A 19,400-nucleotide genomic window follows, 5' to 3' on the forward strand; every position below is an offset into this window, starting at 1 on the left:
TTCGCGCCGTTTCCGCTGGTAGGTTCGCTGCTGTCGGCGTTCGTCGCGTCACTCACGGGTCCCAGGTTACCGGGCTCGGCAAGCACTCCGACCCACCCCCGGCGTGACCGATTTGTCCATTACCTCCCCTTTACCAACCTTGTATCAGTCGAGTACCTAGGGGTTCGAGTGCAACCATGGGGTTCGAACGCAGCAGACCGATATCTCCGGTTCGACGCATATGCACCGAACCGAATCGTAGGAGGACACGACAGATGAGCGCACCCACATTTCACAAGGCTCAGGACTCACTTCTCACGCCGGGTCAGGTAGCCGCGCTTTTTCACGTCGACCCCAAGACAGTGACACGCTGGGCACACGCCGGTCGCCTCGGATCGCTCCGCACTCCGGGCGGGCACCGTCGATTCCGCGAGACCGAGGTCATGCAGTTGCTGACCTCTCTGACCACCGAAGCCGGCGCACACCACTGATTCGGACGTCCTGACGTAGGAAATACCCTCGATCTCCGCACCCGCTCGAACTCATCGAACATTCTCAGGAATCTTCGACGCTCGACGGGTGCGGAGGGTGTTGCATCGCGGCTACCCTCGTAGTAGGAGGTGCGTCGTGATCTATTTATTGGCGTTGATCGGCTTGGTGGCAGTCATCGTGCTGTTCTGGAAGGCATTCGGACCCAGCACACAGGCTCCACCCACCCGCACTGTCGGACCCGATGACGATCCCGATTTTCTGTGGCGAATCAACCGTGAAGCTCGCCGCGGAGGGAAAGACGGGACCGAGGCAGGCACCGAACCCAGCGAATAGGGTTCGGTAGTTCTCAGTTGCGGTGGGCAGCGGTGGGCGCGTCGGGGAAACCTGCCGCCACCGCCGCCGCGACTTCCAACAGTGCCTTCCTCGTGCGCCCACGAAGACGATCCAGTTCGATTTCCGCCCCCTCCTCGAGATGTGGGTCGAACGGAATCGTTCGCACTCGCGCGCACCGCTGCTCGAAATGCTCGACAACTTTGTGCAGGTCCACTTTTCCAGCTCTCGGCCGAACGCCGTTGACCACGGCGACCGATGTGGCGACCAACTCGCGGTAGCCGTGCGCATCGAGCCAATCCAACGTCGCCGACGCGCTCCGCACGCCGTCCACCGAGCCCGAACTGACCACCACCAGCGTGTCGGCTCCCTCGAGAATGCTCTCCATCGCCGAGTGCATCAGACCGGTGCCGCAGTCCGTGATGACGATGCTGTAGAACTTCTCCAACAACGACACGGCGCGATCGTAATCCTCACCGCTGAATGCCTCCGAAGCCGCCGGATCCGAATCGGACGCCAACACCTCCAGTCGATGCACGTTCTGCGACGTGTAAGCCCTGACGTCGCTGTAACGGTCCAAAGACTCGATGTCGCGCAACAGATTACGGACGGTGGCGGTCGTCTCGGCCGGCACCTTCTGCCCCAGCGTTCCCCGATCGGGGTTGGCGTCGATGGCGATCACCCGATCACCCCTGATCTCGGCGAACGTCGAGCCGAGTGTGGCCGTCGTCGTGGTCTTGCCCACGCCCCCTTTCAGCGACAGCACCGCGACGCGATGACACCCGACGAGAGGCCGATCCACCTCCGCGGTCAGCACCAGGCGTCGCTGCTGAGCGGCACTGTTGCCCACATTCAGACGACCACGCGACATCAGATACAGCGCCCGACGCCACCCTGCCACCGGCGGCGCATTCCCTGATCGGACGAGCAACGAACTGCCGAGATCGAGCGAGGACACCGGCTGCTCATCCGACCGACTCGGGCTCATGGTCGGTACCGCTCCCGGTGCGGCGATCAACGCGTCTCCCGGGCCTTGCCGAACCTGCTGAGGCTGACCCCGATACTGCTGATTTTGATGCTGCTGATTTTGATGCGCCGGCCCAGGCCACTGGCCGGGCTGAGGCCCCCATTGATTCTGACCGTTCCACTGATTCTGGGGATTCCGGTGACCCTCCGACGACCATTGCCCATGCGGGCCGCCCTGGTTCTGCGGAGCCCAATAGTTCTGCGGCCCGGCTTGATTCTGCGGAGCCCAATAGTTTTGTGGCCTACCTTGGTTCTGCGGCATCGGATTCTGCAGCACCGGATTCTGGGACGGCGGCGGGCCTGATGCGACGGGCGGCGCATGTGAAGGAGTCGGTTTCACGGTCGGTGCCACGGGAGTCGTCGGCGGTTCCACGGGCTGAGGTGGTGCGACGACGGTCTTGTCGATCCCGGCAGGTGGCACCGCGACCGACGCCGCCTTACCGTCTCCGCCACCGTGGGCTTCACCGTCCCGCGACCCGGGAAGCGCCGGCGATGTGTGGGCGGCCTCGGACTGCGGCACGGGCGAATTGCCTATGCTTTCGGGCGGCATCGTGATGGGGGTCGATCTGAAGGGCTCCAGCGGCGGTGCGGGTGCGGCCTCCGCCGCCCCTACGACAACGACCGGCTCGGATTCAGTGAGGGGAGCTACGTGTTCTTCGGGCACGTCGTCGTCCAATGGCCGGACGGGTTGCCAGTTGTTCTCGTGCCGATCGGCCATGACCGATTCCCCCCAGTTCGCGTCCCACATCGAAGATCCGAGCTCGGATGTGTCCCCCATCGAGCCGGATCGGACGCTACCAGCTGACAGTCTCGCGCGGAGGCTGCCAGCGGCCGAGAACTAGTTCAGTCCCGCGTAGCTGTGCAGTCCCGAGACCACCATGTTGATGATGAAGAGGTTGAAGAGCATGGCGGTGAATCCGGCGATGTTGATCCAGGCGGCGCGGGTGTTGCGCCATCCGGAGGTGGCGCGGGCGTGCAGGTAGGCGGCGTAGATGATCCAGGTGATGAACGACATCGTCTCTTTGGGGTCCCAGCCCCAGAATCGGCCCCATGCGGCTTCGGCCCAGATTGCACCGAGGATGACGCCGGCTCCGAAGAGCGGGAAAGCGACGATGGTCGTCTTGTAGGCGAGTCGGTCGAGGGCCTGGGCGTCGGGCAGCTTGGATGCGAACTTGCCCCAGAACCCAACGCTCTCCTCGCCGATGGGCTGCTTGATGCGCAGCAGGAACAACAGGGAGGCGACGCCGGAGACCAGGAGGATGCCGCTGCCGACGCTGACGATGGTGACGTGGATGGGCAGCCAGTAGGAGCGCAGCGCTGGGACGACGGGTGCGGCATCGGCGTAGAGCTTGGTGGCGGCGAAGAACATCAGCACGATGATCGGTGCGAGAACGAACACGAGCATCGGGCGCATGGTCTTCTTGCGCAGCACGATCACGGAGGTGAGGGCGGCGGCTGCGGTGGCCATGGTGACGAACTCGTACATGTTGCCGAGCGGGAAGCGGTGGGTGGCGAACCCGCGGAGCACCACCGAGGCGATGTGCAGCGCGAGAGCCGGGGCGAGCAGGGCGAAGCCCATGCCTGCGAGTCGCTCGGACAGCGGTCGTTTCGGGGCTTCGACAACCAGTCCCGGTCGCGACTGGGCCACCGGCGCACCGGCACCGACGAGTTCCTTCGCCTGAGCGGCCGTGGCCTTGGCAGAGGCGTACTGGGCGATGAGCAGGACGAATGCGAGCACGTAGATGGTGAACGCTGATTCGAAGGACCAGTCGCTGTACTGCGAGAGGGTCTCGTTGATCGGCATCGGTCAGTTCTCCTGTTTCGAGGTGTCGCCGAGCAGGCGGGTGCACAGGCGGTCGAACTCTTCGCCCCACCCCGCCTGATCGGTGCGTGCAAGTCCGCCGAGGTCTACTACAGTACGTCGTGCTTGGGTGTCGGCGGTGAGTCGGACCCAGATTCTGCGACGCTTGATCACCAGTGAGACGAGCAGACCGCCCATCATCGTGAGTGCGAAGACGAGCACCCAGGTCTGGGCCGGGTCGTGTGAGACCTGAAGGTTGACGAATTCTTTCGCTCCGTCGAAGGTGACGACCGTTCCGTCGCTCAGCGTCGCCGATTCTCCTGGCATCAGGTTGACGCGGTCCTGCTTCACGAGCCTGCCCTGGGCGATCATTTCCTGATCGAGCGAGAAGATCGACTGCGGCAGTCCGGTGTCGAGGCCGGTGTCGCCCTTGTAGATGTCGATGGCGACGGCGGGGTCGTTCATGGCGGGGAAGCTCGACGACAGCAGGCTGCCGTGGAACGACGCCGTCGGCGCGAACAATCCTTCGATGGCGATCTGGTTCTTTCGCCGGTCCAGGGGGTCGGTGTACAAGCCGCCGGGCGGGTCGACGCGGAGCACTCCGCTGGAGAGGAAGGTCGTCGCGTCCGTCGGCTGCCACTGGATCGTGTCGGTGCGGGTTTCGCCGTTCGGGAACGTCACGGTGAAGGTGGGTGCGTAGCCGTGGCCCTGGAGATAGACGCGGTCTCCTGCGACGCGCAACGGGTGGTTGACCTGCAGTTGGTCGTCGCGCCAGACGTTGTTCGTCAGGTCCTGGCCTGCCTGGTATTCGATGTTGGAGGTGAACATCTCGGCCTGGCCGGTGTCGAGGTAGTCGGCTCTGAAGTCCTTGACGCGCACGCACAGTGGTTCGAGGTCGGTGCCGTCGACGAGGTTGCCTGCGCGGAACGAGTCGTAGTTGGCCGGGGTCGAGGTGCAGAAGCCTGGGCCGTCGTCGGCGATGACGATGCGGTTGCCCTCGTACCCGAGCAGCTTGCCCATGGCGATCGCGGCGAGCAGTCCAACGAGAGACAAGTGGAAGACGAGGTTACCGAGTTCGCGGACGTAGCCCTTCTCCGCCGACAGAGTCACTGCTCCGCCGTCCTCGGTTCGTTGGGCGACGCGCCAACCGCGCAACTGGGTGCGTACCTGTGCGGCGATCTCTTCCGGTGTTCCGTCGACGTCGTAGCGGCTGTGGTGCGGCAGTCGGGAGAGGTTGCGGGGCGCACGAACGGGTTTGGTGCGCAATTGCTTCGCGTGCTCGATGCAGCGCGGCAGGATGCAGCCGATCAGCGAGATGAACAGCAGCGCGTAGATCGCGGTGAACCAGAAGCTGCCGAACACGTCGAACAGTTCGAGCTTGTCCATGATCGGGCCGAGCGTCGGGCGGTCGGCGATGTACTCGTCGACTTTGCCGGCGTTGAGGCTGCGCTGCGGCACCAGGGCACCGGGTACCGCGGCGAAGGCCAGCAGGAACAGCAGCACCAGCGCGGTTCGCATACTGGTCAGGCCGCGCCAGGTGTTACGGACCAGCGCCGCTCCCCTGCCCAGCACGGATTGCTTGCGCGGCGGCGATGCCTCGGTGCGCTCTTCGACGTCGGTGGTCATATCGGCAACACCACATCGGAGACGAAGGCGTCGCGCACCCAGCCGACGAATTGATCCCAGGCACCGGTGACCAGTGCAATTCCTACCGCTATCAACATGATTCCGCCGAACACCTGTATCTGTCGTGCATGTGTACGTAGCCAGCCGACGCCACGCAGCGCGCTGACCGAACCGAACGCGAGGATCACGAACGGTAAGCCGAGACCGAGGCAGTACGCCACGATCAGAACGACGCCCCGCGCTGCCGTCGTGCCGTCGGTCCCTGCGGCGAGTGAGATGACGCCCGCGAGTGTCGGCCCCAGGCACGGGGTCCATCCGAGCGCGAACACGCCCCCGAGCAGTGGCGCTCCGGCCAGTGAGCCGATCTGCTTCGGCTCGAAGCGCACGTCGCGCTGCAGCGCGGGAATCAATCCCACGAACACAAGGCCCATGGCGATCGTGACGACGCCGCCGATCCTCATGAGCAGTTCGCGGTTGATCGCCAGGACGGAGATCGCTCCGAACACCGATGCGGTGGCGAGAACGAACACCACCGTGAATCCGAGGACGAACAGACCCGCCGCTCCGGCCACGCGCAACCGCCCGCTGCGCACCTTCGTCTTCACGGCTGCCTCGTCGGCGCTGACGGCAGGGGCGTCGGCCCCGACGACTCCGGCAAGGTACGAGAGGTATCCGGGCACCAGGGGTACCACGCACGGCGACGCGAACGAGACGAGCCCGGCCAGGACGCAGGCTCCGAGGGCCAGGACGAGCGGCCCGGAGGCCGCAGCTTCCTGGAAACTCGCGCCTATCCCGGCGAGGTACATCGTCTCGGTCACGGCTGCACTGGCTCCTCGGCTGCGACGCGTTCGACGACGGGCCGTAGGTCATCGGCGAGCAGTTCGCGCAGGAACACTGCCGCGACGCGATGCTGCCGGTCGAGCACGACGGTCGTCGGGATGACGGAGGTGGGGACGCCGCCGAGCGCGGTCAGGGTGCGCATGGGCGGGTCGTAGATCGAGGAGTAGCTGACGTTGTTGCTGACGACGAAGTCCTGCGCGGCGGTCTGCGACTCGTCGCGCACGTTGATCCCGAGGAATTCGACGCCCAAGGACTTGGTGGCCTCGTAGACGTCTTCGAGGTCGTCGGCTTCACCGCGGCACGGTCCGCACCACTGGCCCCAGACGTTGAGGACGACGACGTCACCGTCGTAGTCCGACAGGGAGGTCGTCTTGCCCTCGGTCATCAGGTCGGGCCCGGACAGCTCGCCGATGGTGCCGCGCTCGTCGGGCTCGTAGAAGATGTCGGTCTGTCCGCCCGGTGAGACGAACTGGAAGGTTCCGCCCTGCGCCACCGCGTCGGTGCCGGTGGAGCATCCCGCGACGAGGGCCGCTGCGGCCACACCCAGCAGAAACCTACGCACCGGAAATCCTCGGATCGGACGCTCCCGCGGGCTCGGAATAGACGAGGTCGACCAGCTGGTCCCCCTCGTAGACCAACGAGGTGAGCGACGCGAGACCGCACTGACGGTTTCGCGGGTCGTGCCAGAGCCGGTCGCCCTGCAGGAAGCGGCGCAGTGTCCACACCGGGAGTTGGTGGCTGACGCATACGGCTTCGTGCCCGACGGCTTCGACGCGGGCCGCGTTGACTGCGGCGAGCATGCGGTGTGCGATCTGCAGGTACGGCTCGCCCCAGGACGGGGTGAACGGGTCGCGCAGCTTCCACCAGTGCCGGGGCCTACGCAGTGCACCGTCGCCCACGGCCACGCGCAGTCCCTCGAACTCGTTGCCTGCTTCGATGAGGTTCTCGTCCTCGGCGATGGTCAGGCCGTGCGCTGCGGCGATGGGTCCGGCGGTTTCCTGTGCGCGCAGCAACGGCGATGCCACGACGTGGGTGATGTCGTGGCCGGCGAGCGCGTCCGCGACCGACCTGGCCTGAGCCTGGCCCGTCACCGACAGCTTGAAGCCCGGCAACCGCCCGTAGAGGATGCCCTTGGGGTTGTGCACCTCTCCGTGCCGGAGGACGTGCACGATGGTGCGCGTCGTCGAGTGCGGATGTGTTGCGGGGGCCTCGGTCACGTCGGGGTCCTGTTTCTCGCTAGTCGGGTGGGCAATCAGTTCGGTGCAGACGTCACTGAGGAGCGGTGGCGGCGGCCGCTGCTTTCGCAGCGGCGGGGGCTGCGTCGGCGATGATCTCGAAGGCTCGATCGTCGAGAGCAGCCGAGACGAACCAGGCCTCGAAGGCGCTCGGCGGCGGGTACACGCCGCGAGAGAGGAAGGCGTGGAAGAACGCCGGGTATCGCCACGTCTGCGCGGCCTTGGCCTGCGCGTAATCGGTGACGGGTCCATCGGCGAAGAACACACTCACCATAGTGCCCGCGAACTGGACGTGATGGGTGACGCCTTCGGCGGTGAGGGCGTCGCCGAGCAGTGTTCCGAGTCGCTGCGAGTTGTTCTGCAGCTTCTCGTAGACGGCCGAGTCTGCCAGTTGCAGACTTGTCAGACCGGCCGCGACGGCGACGGGGTTACCGCTGAGCGTCCCTGCCTGGTACACCGGTCCGGCGGGCGCGAGGTAGGCCATCACGTCTGCTCGACCGCCGAATGCGGCGGCAGGCAATCCGCCCGACATGACTTTGCCGAAGGTGTAGAGGTCACCGGCAACACCGTCGATGCCGTACCAACCGGAGGCACTGACGCGGAATCCCGTCATCACCTCGTCCATGATCAGCAGCGCGCCGTGCTCGGTCGCGAGGTGGCGCAGTCCCTCGTTGAAGCCGGTGACCGGCGGGATTGCTCCCATGTTGCCTGCGGCTGCCTCGGTGATGATGCATGCGATCTGGCCGGGGTTGGCCTCGAAGGCCGCGGTGACGGCGGCGAGGTCGTTGTAGGGAACGACGATCGTGTCCGACGCCTGTGCGCCGGTGACTCCCGGGGAGGTCGGGAGGCCGAAGGTGGCCAGTCCCGAGCCGGCGTCGGCCAGGAGGGCGTCGACGTGGCCGTGGTAGCAGCCGGAGAATTTCAGGATCTTGGTTCGGCCGGTGAATCCACGGGCCAGGCGCACGGCGCTCATGGTGGCCTCTGTGCCCGAATTCACAAGGCGAACCTGGTCGACGGGGCCGACGCGACGCACGATTTCCTCGGCGAGTTCGATTTCGCGCTCGGTGGGTGCACCGAAAGACAGGCCTGTTGCGGCTGCCTTCTGGACGGCCTCGACGATGGCCGGGTGGGCGTGTCCGTGGATCATCGGACCCCAGGACGAGATGAGGTCCACGTAGGACTTCCCGTCGGCGTCGGTCATCGTGTATCCGCTGGCCTGCGTGATGAAGCGAGGCGTGCCGCCGACCGATGCGAATGCCCGCACCGGCGAGTTGACGCCACCGGGAATCACCGCGCTCGCGCGGGCGAACAGTTGGGCAGATACGGGGGCGTCGTCGCCGGGAGAAACAGTCACGACTTCCAGTGTCCCAGGTTCGGCGAAATCGCCAACTACAGGGCGTAATAATCCATCGGCTACGCGTTGCGTCAGTCGTCGTGCTTGTCCTCGGGCATGAATGCCATCGCGATGAGAATGACACCCCAGATGCCCAGTGGCCACAGCGGCCAGTAATTGTTCGGCTCTCCGTCGGAGATCCATTGCACGGCCCAGATGCCGTTCATGACGATTGCGCCACCGAGCCACCAGCGCCATTCGTCGAGGTACTCGCGCCACTCGCTCCGGGAACGGTCGACGTCCTTCGTTCCCGGCAGTTCGACGCCCGGCAGGTCGTGCATCACTTCGGCCAGATCGCCGCGGGTGGTCGACGCCCACACCGCGTCCAGCCGCTGCTCGTACTCGACCAGGGTCAAGCGCCCTTCGCTCATGGCTACGCCGAGCGTGGTTGCGGCATCCTCACGCTCGCCGTTGCTCACGCGGAGATCCGGTCGATCGTTCCTGTCGAGATTTTTCGCCATCCGCAGGCTCCTCACCACGAAGTCCGTTCTGCCAGTTTATAGGTTGGGCAGAGAGAACACCGGGTAGTCGGTTTGGATGAGAAATACAGACAACGGCGCTGATGGCGTATCCAAAGTCGCCGAATTGATGTCCGAAGCCGGACTGTGCATGTTCACCACCGTCGGCCGAGACGGCCACCTGATTTCGCGCCCGATGGCGCTGCAGGAAGCCGAGTTCGACGGCGACCTGTGGTTCTTCGCCGCCCACGACTCCCGCAAGGTGGCCGATATCGCGGCTAACCCGACGGTCAACGTCTCGTTCCAGTCCGGTGAGGGCTGGGTGTCGCTGTCCGGTACGGCCGCGGTGGTCGAGAACACCACCAAGGCCGAGGAGCTGTGGAACACCCGGGCGGCCGCATGGTTCGAGAAGAACCCCGATTCGCGCGAGGTCGCTCTGATCCATGTGGCCGCCGAGGGAGCCGAGTACTGGTCCACGCCCGGCTCGAAGGTGTCGAACCTGCTGGCCTACGCCAAGGCGAAGATCACCAACGAGCGCCCGAACCTGGGCGAGCACGATGTCGTCGAGCTCGAACTACCGCACAACTCGACCGACTAGTTCCGCTCGTGCCGGGGTGCCGTCGGGGGCACGTCCGGATCGCCCATCACGTTTCGACCGCCGGCGACGTTCCGGTCATCCGCCACATTCGGGTCGCCGACGACGTTCCTGTCACCGACAATGTTCCGGTCGTCTGCCACGGTCCGGTCATGTGCAACAGTGCGGTCATCTGCCACAGTGCGGTGATCTGCCACAGTGCGGTGATCTGCCACAGTGCGGTGATCTGCCACAGTGCGGTCATCCGCCACATTCCGGTCACCGGCGACGTTCCTGTCACCTGTGACGTTCCGATCGCCTGTCATGTTCTTGCCGTTCTTCACGTCCGGGTCGATCCGATTTGCACGCTCGAACTGCGATTCCATCTCGTCGCGTGACGACGCCGCAACTCCTTGGTGAGACTGCGCCTGCTGTGCGAGCTTCTCCGCCTCGGCTGCTTTGACGTCGGCCTCTGCCTGCGCGCGGCGTGCCTTGGCTTCGCTTTCGCGCGCCATCAGTTCACGCTCCTCGACGACGGAGGATTGATCGGCAGCCTTTTCGCGAATCTCGTTCGCTTCCACTCTCTTACGTTCCTTGCCCTTGCGGGCAACGACCACGGCGATGGCAATGACCAACAGAACGACTACTACTGCAACGATGATCCATATTGTGGTGTTCATGGTGTCTATTTCCCGTCTGTTTTCGAATGCCGAGACGGCAGATTCTCTACGGCGGGTACCCGAGTAACGACTCGGTAAACTCGCCGAAGGCACCCACGGCCAGGGCTTCGAAGGCCTGCGCTGTGAGTCGGCCGGCTCCTTCCGGGATGCGCGCGATCAGCCCGACCCCCGTCACGAGGGGAAGCTCGTCGCGGTTGACCCGCGCGGCAAGGCTCGGCTCGGCGGGCCACGATCCGATCACCAGCCCTGCGCAGTCGACCCCGACCGCCCGCGCCGCGCCAGTGGTCAGCGCGCTGTGGTTGAGCGTTCCCAGCTCTGCACCGGCCACGACGACGATCGGCGCAGACACGGCCCCGGCGATGTCGAGCACGGTGAACCCTCCTGTGCCCAGACGCACCGCCACTCCACCCGCACCTTCGACAAGCACGAGGTCGTGGGCCGCGTCGAGCGTGCGCACAGTGTCGACCACAGCGGCGAGTTCGAGCATCGGCCGACCCGATCGGCGCGCCGCAACGTCCGGAGCCAGCGGCTCGGGGTATCGCGCCAGCTCGACTCCCCGAACACCCGAAAGCCGGTGCACCACATCGATATCGGCTTCGTCCGGGTAGTCACCTCCGACGCCGGTCTGCGCCGGTTTGCACACCGCAACCGTCCATCCGCCTGCGCGCGCGGCCGCCGCGATACCTGCGGTCACCACGGTCTTGCCGACGCCGGTCGACGTTCCGGTCACGAGCAGAACCGTCACCACAGCACCGCCGCATTCGACACAGCCGCATTCAAGACAGCCGCATTCAACACAGCCGCGAGGACCGACGCGGCACGGTCGACATCGGCGTCGGTGAGATCGGCGCGCGCGGTCAGTCGGAGTCGAGACCCGTCGGCCGGAACCGACGGTGGCCGGAAGCATCCGACGCGGACGCCGAGCTCGAGGCAGTCCGCGGCCGCCTGCACCGCACGCTGCGCGTCGCCCAGAACCACCGGGACCACCGCCGATTCGGTCGCTTCGACGCCCGCTGCGGCGGCCAGTTGCGTTGCTCGCACACCGATCGAGTGCACCCGTTCGGGTTCGCCGCGCAGGACGGTCAACGCGGCCGCTGCCGCGCCCACGGAGGCAGGCGCGAGGCCGGTGTCGAACACGAAGGTGCGCGCACCGTGCAGCACCTGAGTGCGCACCGCGGCCGGCCCGAGAACCACTCCGCCCTGCGATCCGAGGGCCTTGGACAGCGTTGCGGTGATCACCAGATCGGGTGCGCCGGCGAGTCCTGCTTCGTGAACGGCTCCCCGGCCACCATCCCCGCGTACGCCCAACCCGTGCGCTTCGTCGACGACGAGCACCGCATTCCGCCTCCGACACACCGCGTACAGCTCGGCCAGTGGCGCGAGATCGCCGTCGGCGCTGAACACCGAGTCGGTCACCACCAGGGCCCGCTGTTCGGGACGCTCCCGCAACAGCTCGTCGACATGGCCGGTATCGCAGTGCCGAGAGACGGCCACTCGGGCCCGAGACAGGCGACAGGCATCGATGAGCGAGGCGTGCGACGCGGCGTCGGAGATCACCAGCGCGTCTCGGCCCGCCAGTGCCGTCACGATCCCGAGGTTGGCGGTGTAGCCGGAGGAGAACACCAGTCCCGCCTCTGCTCCGACGAAGTCGGCGAGGTTCTCCTCGAGTCGCTCGTGTGCCGTCGTGGTACCGGTGACCAGCCGCGATCCGGTGGATCCGCCGCCCCACCGGCGCACGGCAGCGCAGGCTCCGTCGATGACGGCCGGATGCCTGGACAGGCCGAGGTAGTCGTTCGAAGCCAGGTCGAGGATCGCCTCCTCGGCTGTGCGGGGGATCACGACGCGCTCGAGGCCGGCCTCGCGTCGGGCGTGCGCGGTGGCGTCGAGCCACTCCAGAGCGGTCATGGCAGCACCATACTTGAACGCTGTTCAATTATGGCTTCGGGCCACCGCCAGCATCGCGCCTGCAATGGCCGCCACGTCCTCCTCGGTGCAGATGTACGGCGGCATCGCGTAGACCAAACAGCCGAACGGCCGCAGCCACACACCCGCGTCGACGGCCGCTGCCGTGGCTCGAACCATGTCCACCGGACTGCGCATCTCGACGACGCCGATGCCGCCGAGAACGCGAACATCGGCGACTCCCGGCAGGGAACTGGCGGGCGCGAGGCCGTCGGCCAACCCCGACGCCAGACGTGCGACCTCGGCGCGCCAATTACGCGAGAGCAGCAGTTCCACCGACGCCACCGCGATCGCACACGCCAGTGGATTACCCATGAACGTCGGCCCGTGCATCAGACCACCGGCCTCGCCGCCCGATACGGTTTCGGCCACCTCGGTGGTGCACAGCGTCGCCGCCAAGGTCAGATATCCGCCGGTCAATGCCTTGCCGATGCACATGATGTCGGGCGCGACACCTGCGTGATCGGCGGCGAAGAGCTCCCCGGTCCGACCGAATCCGGTTGCGATCTCGTCGAAGATCAGCAATACCCCGTACTCGTCGGCCAATCGGCGCAGTTCCAGCAGATAGCGCGCGTCGTGGAACCGCATTCCGCCTGCGCCCTGCACGATCGGCTCGACGATGATCGCCGCCAGTTCGTGCGCGTGCTCGGCGAGTACCCACTCGAATTCGGCGACGTAGCCGGCGTCGAACTCCGCGGGCGGAGCAGGAGCGAACACCTGCTTCGCGAGCACATCGGTCCACAGCGTGTGCATGCCGCCGTCCGGGTCGCAGACGCTCATCGGCGCGAACGTGTCTCCGTGGTATCCGCCGCGCCAGGTCAACAGCCGAGTGCGACCGTTCTCGCCGCGTCCGCGCCAGTACTGCAGCGCCATCTTCACCGCGACCTCCACCGAGACCGATCCGGAATCGGCGAGGAACACCTTCTCGAGCCCTGCGGGGGTGATGTCGACCAGCAGTTCGGCCAACCTGGCCGCCGGAGCATGTGTCAGTCCGCCGAACATGACGTGGCTCATTCGACCCAGCTGATCGTGCGCGGCGGCGTCGAGCACCGGATGCCGGTAGCCGTGCACCGCCGCCCACCACGAGCTCATGCCGTCGACGAGTTGCCTGCCGTCGGCCAACGTCAGTCGCACTCCCGACGCGCTGTCGACCAGCAGCGGCGTCGCATCCGCCGGGAACCGGCTGTAGGGGTGCCAGAGATGGTCGGAGTCGATTCGACGGACGTCTTCGGAAGTCAGCACGCCAGAGCACATTGCCACAGCGCCCGTCCGGCCGTACCGAGACTGGACGGGTGGCGAAATGTCCGAATCCATTAGCATCGCAGCATGACGACGCGCACCGTGACGAGAATCGTGGGAGTGGTCGTTGCCGCCACTCTGGCGCTCTCCGCCTGCGGGGGCACGTCCGCTGCGCCCGTGCCCACCACGACCGCTCCGGACTTCGCCGTCGATACCTCCACTCCCGTGGGCGCAGTCAACGAACGCATCCTGCGGTGGATCAACGCCGAGAACACACCCGACCCCGCCGAGGTCGAGGCAGTCACCGGCCCCGAGCTGGCCGAGGCCGTCGCACCGCTGGGTGGGCTCGCCGCCCCACTCGAACAGTTGCGGGCAGGCGCACCGAACGTGGCCACGAGCTTCGAGGCCGGTCCGAACTCCGGCGTCCTGCACTTCACCACCGCGGGCATCCCGGCCACGATCACGACGTCGATCGGCACCGACGGCAAGCTCGACGGCTTCCTGGCCCGGCCGGACACCCCCACGATCTCGTCGTTCGACGATCTCGATGCGGCACTGTCGAAGGTCGCCCCGAACTATTCCTACAGCGCGTCTCGGCTCAACGGCGGCGACTGCGAATCGATCTACTCCGTCAACGCGGACTCGGTGCTTCCCCTCGGATCGGTGTTCAAGCTGTACGTTCTCGGCGCGCTCACCGACGAGATCGACGCAGGCAACATCCGCTGGGAAGACCAGCTCACCGTTCGTGATGCCACCAAGAGCGCGCCGTCGGGTGAACTGCAGAATCTGCCCGACGGCACGAAGGTGTCGGTTCGGGAGGCGGCCGAGAAGATGATCTCGTTGTCCGACAACACCGCAACCGACCTGCTGATGCAACGCCTCGGCCGCGACCGGGTCGAACGCCAACTCGGCGTCATGGGTCATCACGACCCGTCCGTCATGACGCCGATGATGGATACCCGGCAGTTCTTCGTCATCGGATTCGGCGATCCCGACATGCGAGAAGAGTGGTCCGGAGCCGACCCCGCCACTCGGGCAGAGCTGCTCGAACGGGCGGACGCGAGGCCGCTCGAGATCGACTTCGCGAACTTCCTCGACAATCCGGCGTCGGCGGACGGTGTCGAATGGTTCGCCAATGCGCAGGACGTCTGCGCTGCCATGGGTTATCTGGCCAACGGCCCGGGAGCGGAGGAGAACCGCCGCATTCTCGCGATCACCCCGGGCGTGCAGCTCGACGCGGCGCTGTGGCCGTACTCGGGCTTCAAGGGCGGCAGCGCTCCCGGTGATCTGGCCGGCGCATTCCTCGCCACGGACGCGGCCGGCCAGGACTGGATCGTGACCGAGCAGTTCCGGGCCGACGGCGCGATCGATCTGATTCCGTCCAGCTACGCGTTCCTCGTCGCGCAGCAGGCGTTCGCGCTGCTGAAATGATTGGGATTTGTAACATCGGTGTTACCGCTGCATTACACTCGCGGTCGTGGAGGCACAACACGAACCAGCCCAGCACGCGTGGCCGGAGGGTTTCAAGGAGTTCCTGGTCGGTGAGTTAACCGACTTCAGTCCCCTGGTGAACAGGGCCATGGAGGACAACTGCGCGTCGTTGTTCCGCGACGGTCCGTACGCGAAAAAGGGCTTCTGGCGCAGCTGCCGGGCCGTGTTCCGAGAATTCGTCTGGCCGGTCTGACTTTCCGGCCTTCACAGGCGGCCGCAAAAGGTTACCGTCGAGTATGGCAACCACAACGGATCACCTTCGGAACACTCTGGACGGCCGCTGGCGAGATGTGAAGAACCAGGCGCGTCAGCAACTTGCACGCGACGAGTTCCGTCCGCACTACACGCCGAACACCGTCATCGCCCGCACCAAGGCAATGGAGCAGCTCAAGTTGCTCGCCGCTGCCGGTGCAGCCGACAACGGCTTCAAGAAGGAGCACGGCGGCACCGGAGACGTCGGCGCCGCCGTGACGATGATCGAAATGCTCGCGATGAGCGACCTCTCCCTGATGGTCAAGGCCGGCGTCCAGTGGGGGCTGTTCGGCGGTGCCATAGAGAATCTCGGCACCGAACGCCACCACGAGGCCTACGTCCCCAAGATCATCAGTCTCGATCTGCTCGGCTGCTTCGCCATGACGGAGACCGGACACGGCAGCGACGTGCAGTCCCTCGAGACCACGGCCACGTACGACCCGAAGACGGACGAGTTCGTCATCAACTCGCCGACGCCGTCCTCGCGCAAGGACTACATCGGCGGTGCCGCCGAGACCGCGACCGTCGCAGCGGTGTTCGCTCAGCTCATCACTGCAGGCCCGGGCGAGGAGCCCGAGAGCCACGGTGTGCACTGCTTCTTCGTTCCGCTCCGCGACGAGAACGGTGACGACCTGCCCGGTGTCACCACCTCGGACTGTCAGTACAAGGGCGGTCTCCCCGGCGTCGACAACGGCCGCCTGATGTTCGATCACGTCCGCATCCCGCGAGACAACCTGCTCAACAAGTACGCCGATGTGTCCGACGACGGTACGTACTCCTCCCCCATCGAGAACAAGTCTCGACGGTTCTTCACGATGCTCGGAACGTTGATCCGCGGTCGCGTCACGGTCGGCGGCAGCGCCGCTGCAGCGGCCCGCGTCGCCCTCGACATCGCGACGCGATATGCGTTGCAGCGCAGGCAGTTCGCCGCACCGGATTCCGATCAGGAGGTCCTGATCATGGACTACCTGGTGCATCAGCGTCGACTGTTCCCGCTCATCGCCAAGTCCTACGCCCTGCAGTTCGCGCAGAACGAGCTCGTGTCGAAGATGCACGAGCTGCAGACCGCGGACAACCCCGACGCCGAGGAGCAGCGCGAGCTCGAGTCAAGGGCGGCAGGTCTCAAGGCCGCGAACACCTGGCATGCGACCGCCGCGATCCAGGAAGCCCGCGAAGCCTGCGGCGGCGCAGGCTATCTCGCCGAGAACCGGTTGATCTCCCTCAAGGCCGACACCGATGTGTTCACCACGTTCGAGGGCGACAACCATGTGCTGACGCAGCTGGTGGCCAAGGAACTGCTCACCGCGTACGCCGACGACGTCAAGTCCATGAGCCCGGTCGAATGGGTCAAGTTCGCCGCCGACATGGTGGGCGACCGCGTCGTCAAACGCACTGCGGCTCAGGCGATCATGCAGACCATCCTCGACCGCCGTCAGGACAACGAGGAGGAGGGCTCGCTGTTCAACCGCGGCACCCAGGTCAAGATGTTCGAAGATCGTGAGGAGTACCTGCTCTCCACCGTCGCGCGCCGGTTGCAGTCGAAGTCCAAGGACACCACTCCTTTCGAGGCGTTCAACGCGGTGCAGGATCACGTGCTGCATGCAGCGAGTGCGCACATCGATCGGATCATCTTCGAGGCGTTCATCGCCGGCATCGAATCCTGCGAGGACGCCACCACCAAGGAACTGCTCGACGAGGTCTGCGACCTGTACGCGCTGTCGGTGATCGAGGCGGACAAGGCCTGGTTCATCGAGCACCGCTACCTGTCCACCGAGCGATCCAAGGCCGTCACCCGTGCCATCAACGAGCGGTGCCGCACGCTGCGTCCGCACGCCGAACTGCTCGTCGACGGCTTCGGAGTACCCGACGCGTTGGTCGGTGCCGCGATGCTCGGAGAGCCAGGGGCGGGAACCGAGGAAGAGCCGGCCGCGAACCCCAGCCACGCGCACTGACGCGTAGCCGGGGTTCAGCCGGAAACCCGGGTCAGCCGGGAACTATCGCGAAGACCCGGCAGGGTCCGCCGGTCGCGCCCGCGTGCTTCGGTGCGCCGACGACGACCGTCGCCCCTGCCGGGGGCACCGCGTCCAGATTCGCCAGTGCCTCGACTCCGTATCGGCCTGCCCCGAGAACTGCTGTGTGAGCCGGGTATTCGCGGTCGTTCATGCGGTCGAGGCTCAGAGTGTCGACGCCGATCCCGACGACGTTGCGCTCGCGCACCAGCATCTGTGCCGCGTCTGCGCCGAAGCCGGGGGCAGCACGCTCGGCAAGCCTGTTCTGCCATCGGCTGTGCATCGCCACCAATGCGCGATCAGGTATTCGACCGTGCTCGCGCTCCCACTGCGCGATGTCCTCGGTCGTCACCACAGCTTCTGGATCCGATGCTGCCCTGGCCGAGATGTCCAGTACGACCAGCGGAGCGATCAGATCTTCGAGGGGCAGGATGTCGGCCGTCGCGCCGCCGCGAACGCGGTGTGCCGGGGCGTCGATGTGCGTGCCCGTGTGCTCCCAGTACGAGAGCTTGTTCACCAGGAAGCCGCCCAACTCGTAGGCGGCGACCGGCCGCATCGAGAACGGTTCGCTCCCCGGCCACACCGGGAAGGTCGAGCTCAGGGTGTGGGTCAGGTCCACGAGTCGGCCCGCTGGAATCGCCGACGCCACAACGGGTTCGGCGCGCACCGCTCCGGCCGTCGCAACGGTCAACGCGGCGGCCCCCAACGACCCGAACAGTGCCCTACGTCCGATTCTGCGGTTAACTGTCTCGACGACCTCTGGGCCGCACATCAGTCGGCAGCGGGGGTGACGAGCAGAACTTTGTCGTCCGATCCGTTGTCGGTGGTCAGCAGGAATGCGCCGGCGCCGCCGAAGCTGGTGAGTGAGCGCAGTCGTCCGTAGGTACCCACCAGGGCGTCGGCCTCGTCGACGAATTCTGTGCCGTCCTCGGACAGCTTGAGAAACACGAGCTTCTCTTCCTGCTGACTCGATATCACTGCGGCCCCGTTCCAGGAACCCCAACTAGCGCCGTCCGCGAAGGTCAGACCGGGCGTGGCGATGGCGGGGCTACCCGAGCTCCACACCGCGGCGAGTGCTCCGGGCACGCGGGTGGGATCGGTCATCGGTACCGACTCGTCGTAGATGAACGGAAGTCGATCGGGGCGGTATCCGTAGTTGCCGCCGGGCACCAGCAGGTTCAGCTCGTCGTCTCGGGAGGTGCCCTGCTCCACCTCGTAGATCTGATCGGTGCCGGGACGAATCGCCAAGCCCTGCACGTTTCGATGCCCCAGAGTGAAGATGCGATCCGGTGATCCCGCGGCCGGAGAACCGTCGGCATTGATATGTAGAACCTTGCCGCCCAACGAGTTCCGATCCTGCGGAACCGTCGGCGACGCCGTGTCTCCGGTGCCGACGTACAGGGTGCCGTCGGGGTGGGCCAGAATTCTGCAGCCGCCGTGGCGACCGCCGTCGGCGACGGGAATGTCATCGACGAGGGTGCCGGTGCGCGTCAGTGCGGTCCACTCCGGATCGACGGTCCACGAGAGCACGGCGATGTGGTTGTCGCTGCGGCCGCCGGCACTTCCTGTTCCGGCGCTACCGGTTCCGCCTGCGGAGCCCTGTACGCCCTGGCAGGTGTAGATGGTTCTGGATGCTGCAAAATCCGTCGCGAGGGCGATGCCCATGAGGCCCGTCTCGCCGGACGCGTAGAGGTCGTCGAGATCGGCGGCGAGGTCGCGGACGGTCCCGTCGACGGCGCGGATCACGAACCGGCCGGAACGCTCCCCGGTCAGCACCGTTCCGTCGGGCGCGACCACCGCGTCCCACGGTTTCGCGAGTCCGTCGAGCACGGTGGTGACCGTCAGGCCGGGTAGCGGATCGGCCTGTGCCGTCGCGGTGGTCGTAGCCGCGAGCGTCAGGAAGACGCTGGCGGCGAGTACTCCGGAACTGGACACCAGCTTGTTCATCCACACTCCTGACGACGATCCGCGACCGGTCCGATATGACCGATATCACATGATTTTAAACACAGT

Annotated in this window: 20 protein-coding genes; 6 read left to right on the forward strand and 14 right to left on the reverse strand. The window is 66.0% G+C overall.

Features of this window, described 5'->3' with window-relative positions; genetic code table 11:
• Positions 1-254: 254 nt before the first annotated feature.
• Together AB0362_RS08420 and AB0362_RS08425 are read left to right on the forward strand one after the other, a co-directional pair.
• Positions 255-470: a BldC family transcriptional regulator gene (locus AB0362_RS08420; RefSeq protein ID WP_037187021.1), complete on the forward strand. Its 216-nt coding sequence runs from the start codon at positions 255-257 to the stop codon at positions 468-470.
• Between the two features lie 136 nt (positions 471-606).
• A complete protein-coding gene (locus AB0362_RS08425) occupies positions 607-804 on the forward strand; it encodes a hypothetical protein (RefSeq protein ID WP_032393904.1) in 198 nt (65 codons plus the stop codon).
• Positions 805-817: 13 nt separating this feature from the next.
• Here the strand turns inward: AB0362_RS08425 and AB0362_RS08430 are convergent, their stop codons facing one another.
• The 8 genes from AB0362_RS08430 to AB0362_RS08465 form a co-directional block, all read right to left on the reverse strand.
• A complete protein-coding gene (locus tag AB0362_RS08430; protein ID WP_317810264.1) occupies positions 818-2,545 on the reverse strand; it encodes an AAA family ATPase in 1,728 nt (575 codons plus the stop codon).
• A 120-nt stretch (positions 2,546-2,665) separates the two neighbouring features.
• Complete coding sequence (gene ccsB, locus AB0362_RS08435; protein WP_094670925.1) at positions 2,666-3,631, reverse strand: c-type cytochrome biogenesis protein CcsB; 966 nt, start codon at positions 3,629-3,631, stop codon at positions 2,666-2,668.
• Between the two features lie 3 nt (positions 3,632-3,634).
• Complete coding sequence (locus AB0362_RS08440; protein ID WP_317810265.1) at positions 3,635-5,254, reverse strand: cytochrome c biogenesis protein ResB; 1,620 nt, start codon at positions 5,252-5,254, stop codon at positions 3,635-3,637.
• A complete protein-coding gene (locus AB0362_RS08445) occupies positions 5,251-6,060 on the reverse strand; it encodes a cytochrome c biogenesis CcdA family protein (protein ID WP_068046420.1) in 810 nt (269 codons plus the stop codon). Before AB0362_RS08445 ends, AB0362_RS08440 begins: the two co-directional genes overlap by 4 nt.
• An 8-nt stretch (positions 6,061-6,068) precedes the next feature.
• A complete protein-coding gene (locus tag AB0362_RS08450) occupies positions 6,069-6,656 on the reverse strand; it encodes a TlpA disulfide reductase family protein (protein ID WP_317533436.1) in 588 nt (195 codons plus the stop codon).
• Entirely contained in the window at positions 6,649-7,311 is a 663-nt protein-coding gene (locus tag AB0362_RS08455) for a histidine phosphatase family protein (protein ID WP_068046369.1), read from the reverse strand. The genes AB0362_RS08450 and AB0362_RS08455 overlap by 8 nt, the downstream gene beginning before the upstream one ends.
• Positions 7,312-7,363: 52 nt before the next feature.
• Positions 7,364-8,683, reverse strand: a complete 1,320-nt coding sequence (hemL, locus tag AB0362_RS08460; RefSeq protein WP_317533435.1) for a glutamate-1-semialdehyde 2,1-aminomutase — start codon at positions 8,681-8,683, stop codon at positions 7,364-7,366.
• A 71-nt stretch (positions 8,684-8,754) separates the two neighbouring features.
• On the reverse strand, positions 8,755-9,183 hold the full coding sequence (locus AB0362_RS08465) for a DUF1707 domain-containing protein (RefSeq protein ID WP_300517509.1): 429 nt from the start codon (positions 9,181-9,183) through the stop codon (positions 8,755-8,757).
• A gap of 76 nt (positions 9,184-9,259) precedes the next feature.
• Between AB0362_RS08465 and AB0362_RS08470 the strand changes: the two genes are divergently transcribed.
• Positions 9,260-9,778, forward strand: coding sequence for a pyridoxamine 5'-phosphate oxidase family protein (locus tag AB0362_RS08470; protein ID WP_300517512.1), 519 nt, complete (start codon positions 9,260-9,262; stop codon positions 9,776-9,778).
• Here AB0362_RS08470 and AB0362_RS08475 read toward each other — a convergent pair.
• Genes AB0362_RS08475 through AB0362_RS08490 form a run of 4 tightly spaced genes read right to left on the reverse strand, consistent with a single transcriptional unit; the run spans position 9,775 to position 13,650 of the window.
• Positions 9,775-10,434, reverse strand: coding sequence for a hypothetical protein (locus AB0362_RS08475; RefSeq protein WP_317533434.1), 660 nt, complete (start codon positions 10,432-10,434; stop codon positions 9,775-9,777). The two genes, AB0362_RS08470 and AB0362_RS08475, sit on opposite strands and share 4 nt — an antisense overlap.
• A 46-nt stretch (positions 10,435-10,480) precedes the next feature.
• Positions 10,481-11,179, reverse strand: a complete 699-nt coding sequence (gene bioD, locus AB0362_RS08480; protein ID WP_317533433.1) for a dethiobiotin synthase — start codon at positions 11,177-11,179, stop codon at positions 10,481-10,483.
• The gene (locus AB0362_RS08485; RefSeq protein WP_317533432.1) at positions 11,176-12,339 is read right to left on the reverse strand and encodes an 8-amino-7-oxononanoate synthase; all 1,164 of its coding nucleotides are present in this window, start codon (positions 12,337-12,339) and stop codon (positions 11,176-11,178) included. Before AB0362_RS08485 ends, bioD begins: the two co-directional genes overlap by 4 nt.
• 24 nt (positions 12,340-12,363) lie before the next feature.
• Complete coding sequence (locus AB0362_RS08490; protein ID WP_317533450.1) at positions 12,364-13,650, reverse strand: adenosylmethionine--8-amino-7-oxononanoate transaminase; 1,287 nt, start codon at positions 13,648-13,650, stop codon at positions 12,364-12,366.
• A gap of 72 nt (positions 13,651-13,722) precedes the next feature.
• On the opposite strand from AB0362_RS08490, the gene AB0362_RS08495 reads away from it, so the two are divergent.
• Genes AB0362_RS08495 through AB0362_RS08505 form a run of 3 tightly spaced genes read left to right on the forward strand, consistent with a single transcriptional unit; the run spans position 13,723 to position 17,330 of the window.
• A complete protein-coding gene (locus tag AB0362_RS08495; protein WP_317533431.1) occupies positions 13,723-15,066 on the forward strand; it encodes a serine hydrolase in 1,344 nt (447 codons plus the stop codon).
• A 46-nt stretch (positions 15,067-15,112) separates the two neighbouring features.
• Entirely contained in the window at positions 15,113-15,319 is a 207-nt protein-coding gene (locus AB0362_RS08500) for an inositol 2-dehydrogenase (RefSeq protein ID WP_317533430.1), read from the forward strand.
• 43 nt (positions 15,320-15,362) lie between these two features.
• Positions 15,363-17,330 (forward strand): acyl-CoA dehydrogenase, encoded by a 1,968-nt coding sequence (locus tag AB0362_RS08505; RefSeq protein ID WP_317533429.1) that lies wholly within the window; start codon positions 15,363-15,365, stop codon positions 17,328-17,330.
• 31 nt (positions 17,331-17,361) lie between these two features.
• Here the strand turns inward: AB0362_RS08505 and AB0362_RS08510 are convergent, their stop codons facing one another.
• A complete protein-coding gene (locus AB0362_RS08510) occupies positions 17,362-18,159 on the reverse strand; it encodes a cyclase family protein (protein ID WP_317533428.1) in 798 nt (265 codons plus the stop codon).
• On the reverse strand, positions 18,159-19,334 hold the full coding sequence (locus AB0362_RS08515) for a PQQ-dependent sugar dehydrogenase (RefSeq protein ID WP_317533427.1): 1,176 nt from the start codon (positions 19,332-19,334) through the stop codon (positions 18,159-18,161). Before AB0362_RS08515 ends, AB0362_RS08510 begins: the two co-directional genes overlap by 1 nt.
• Positions 19,335-19,400 lie beyond the last annotated feature (66 nt).

Origin of the sequence: Rhodococcus sp. NPDC079359 (assembly GCF_040702585.1) — a bacterium.
Taxonomy (GTDB): Bacteria; Actinomycetota; Actinomycetes; order Mycobacteriales; family Mycobacteriaceae; genus Rhodococcoides.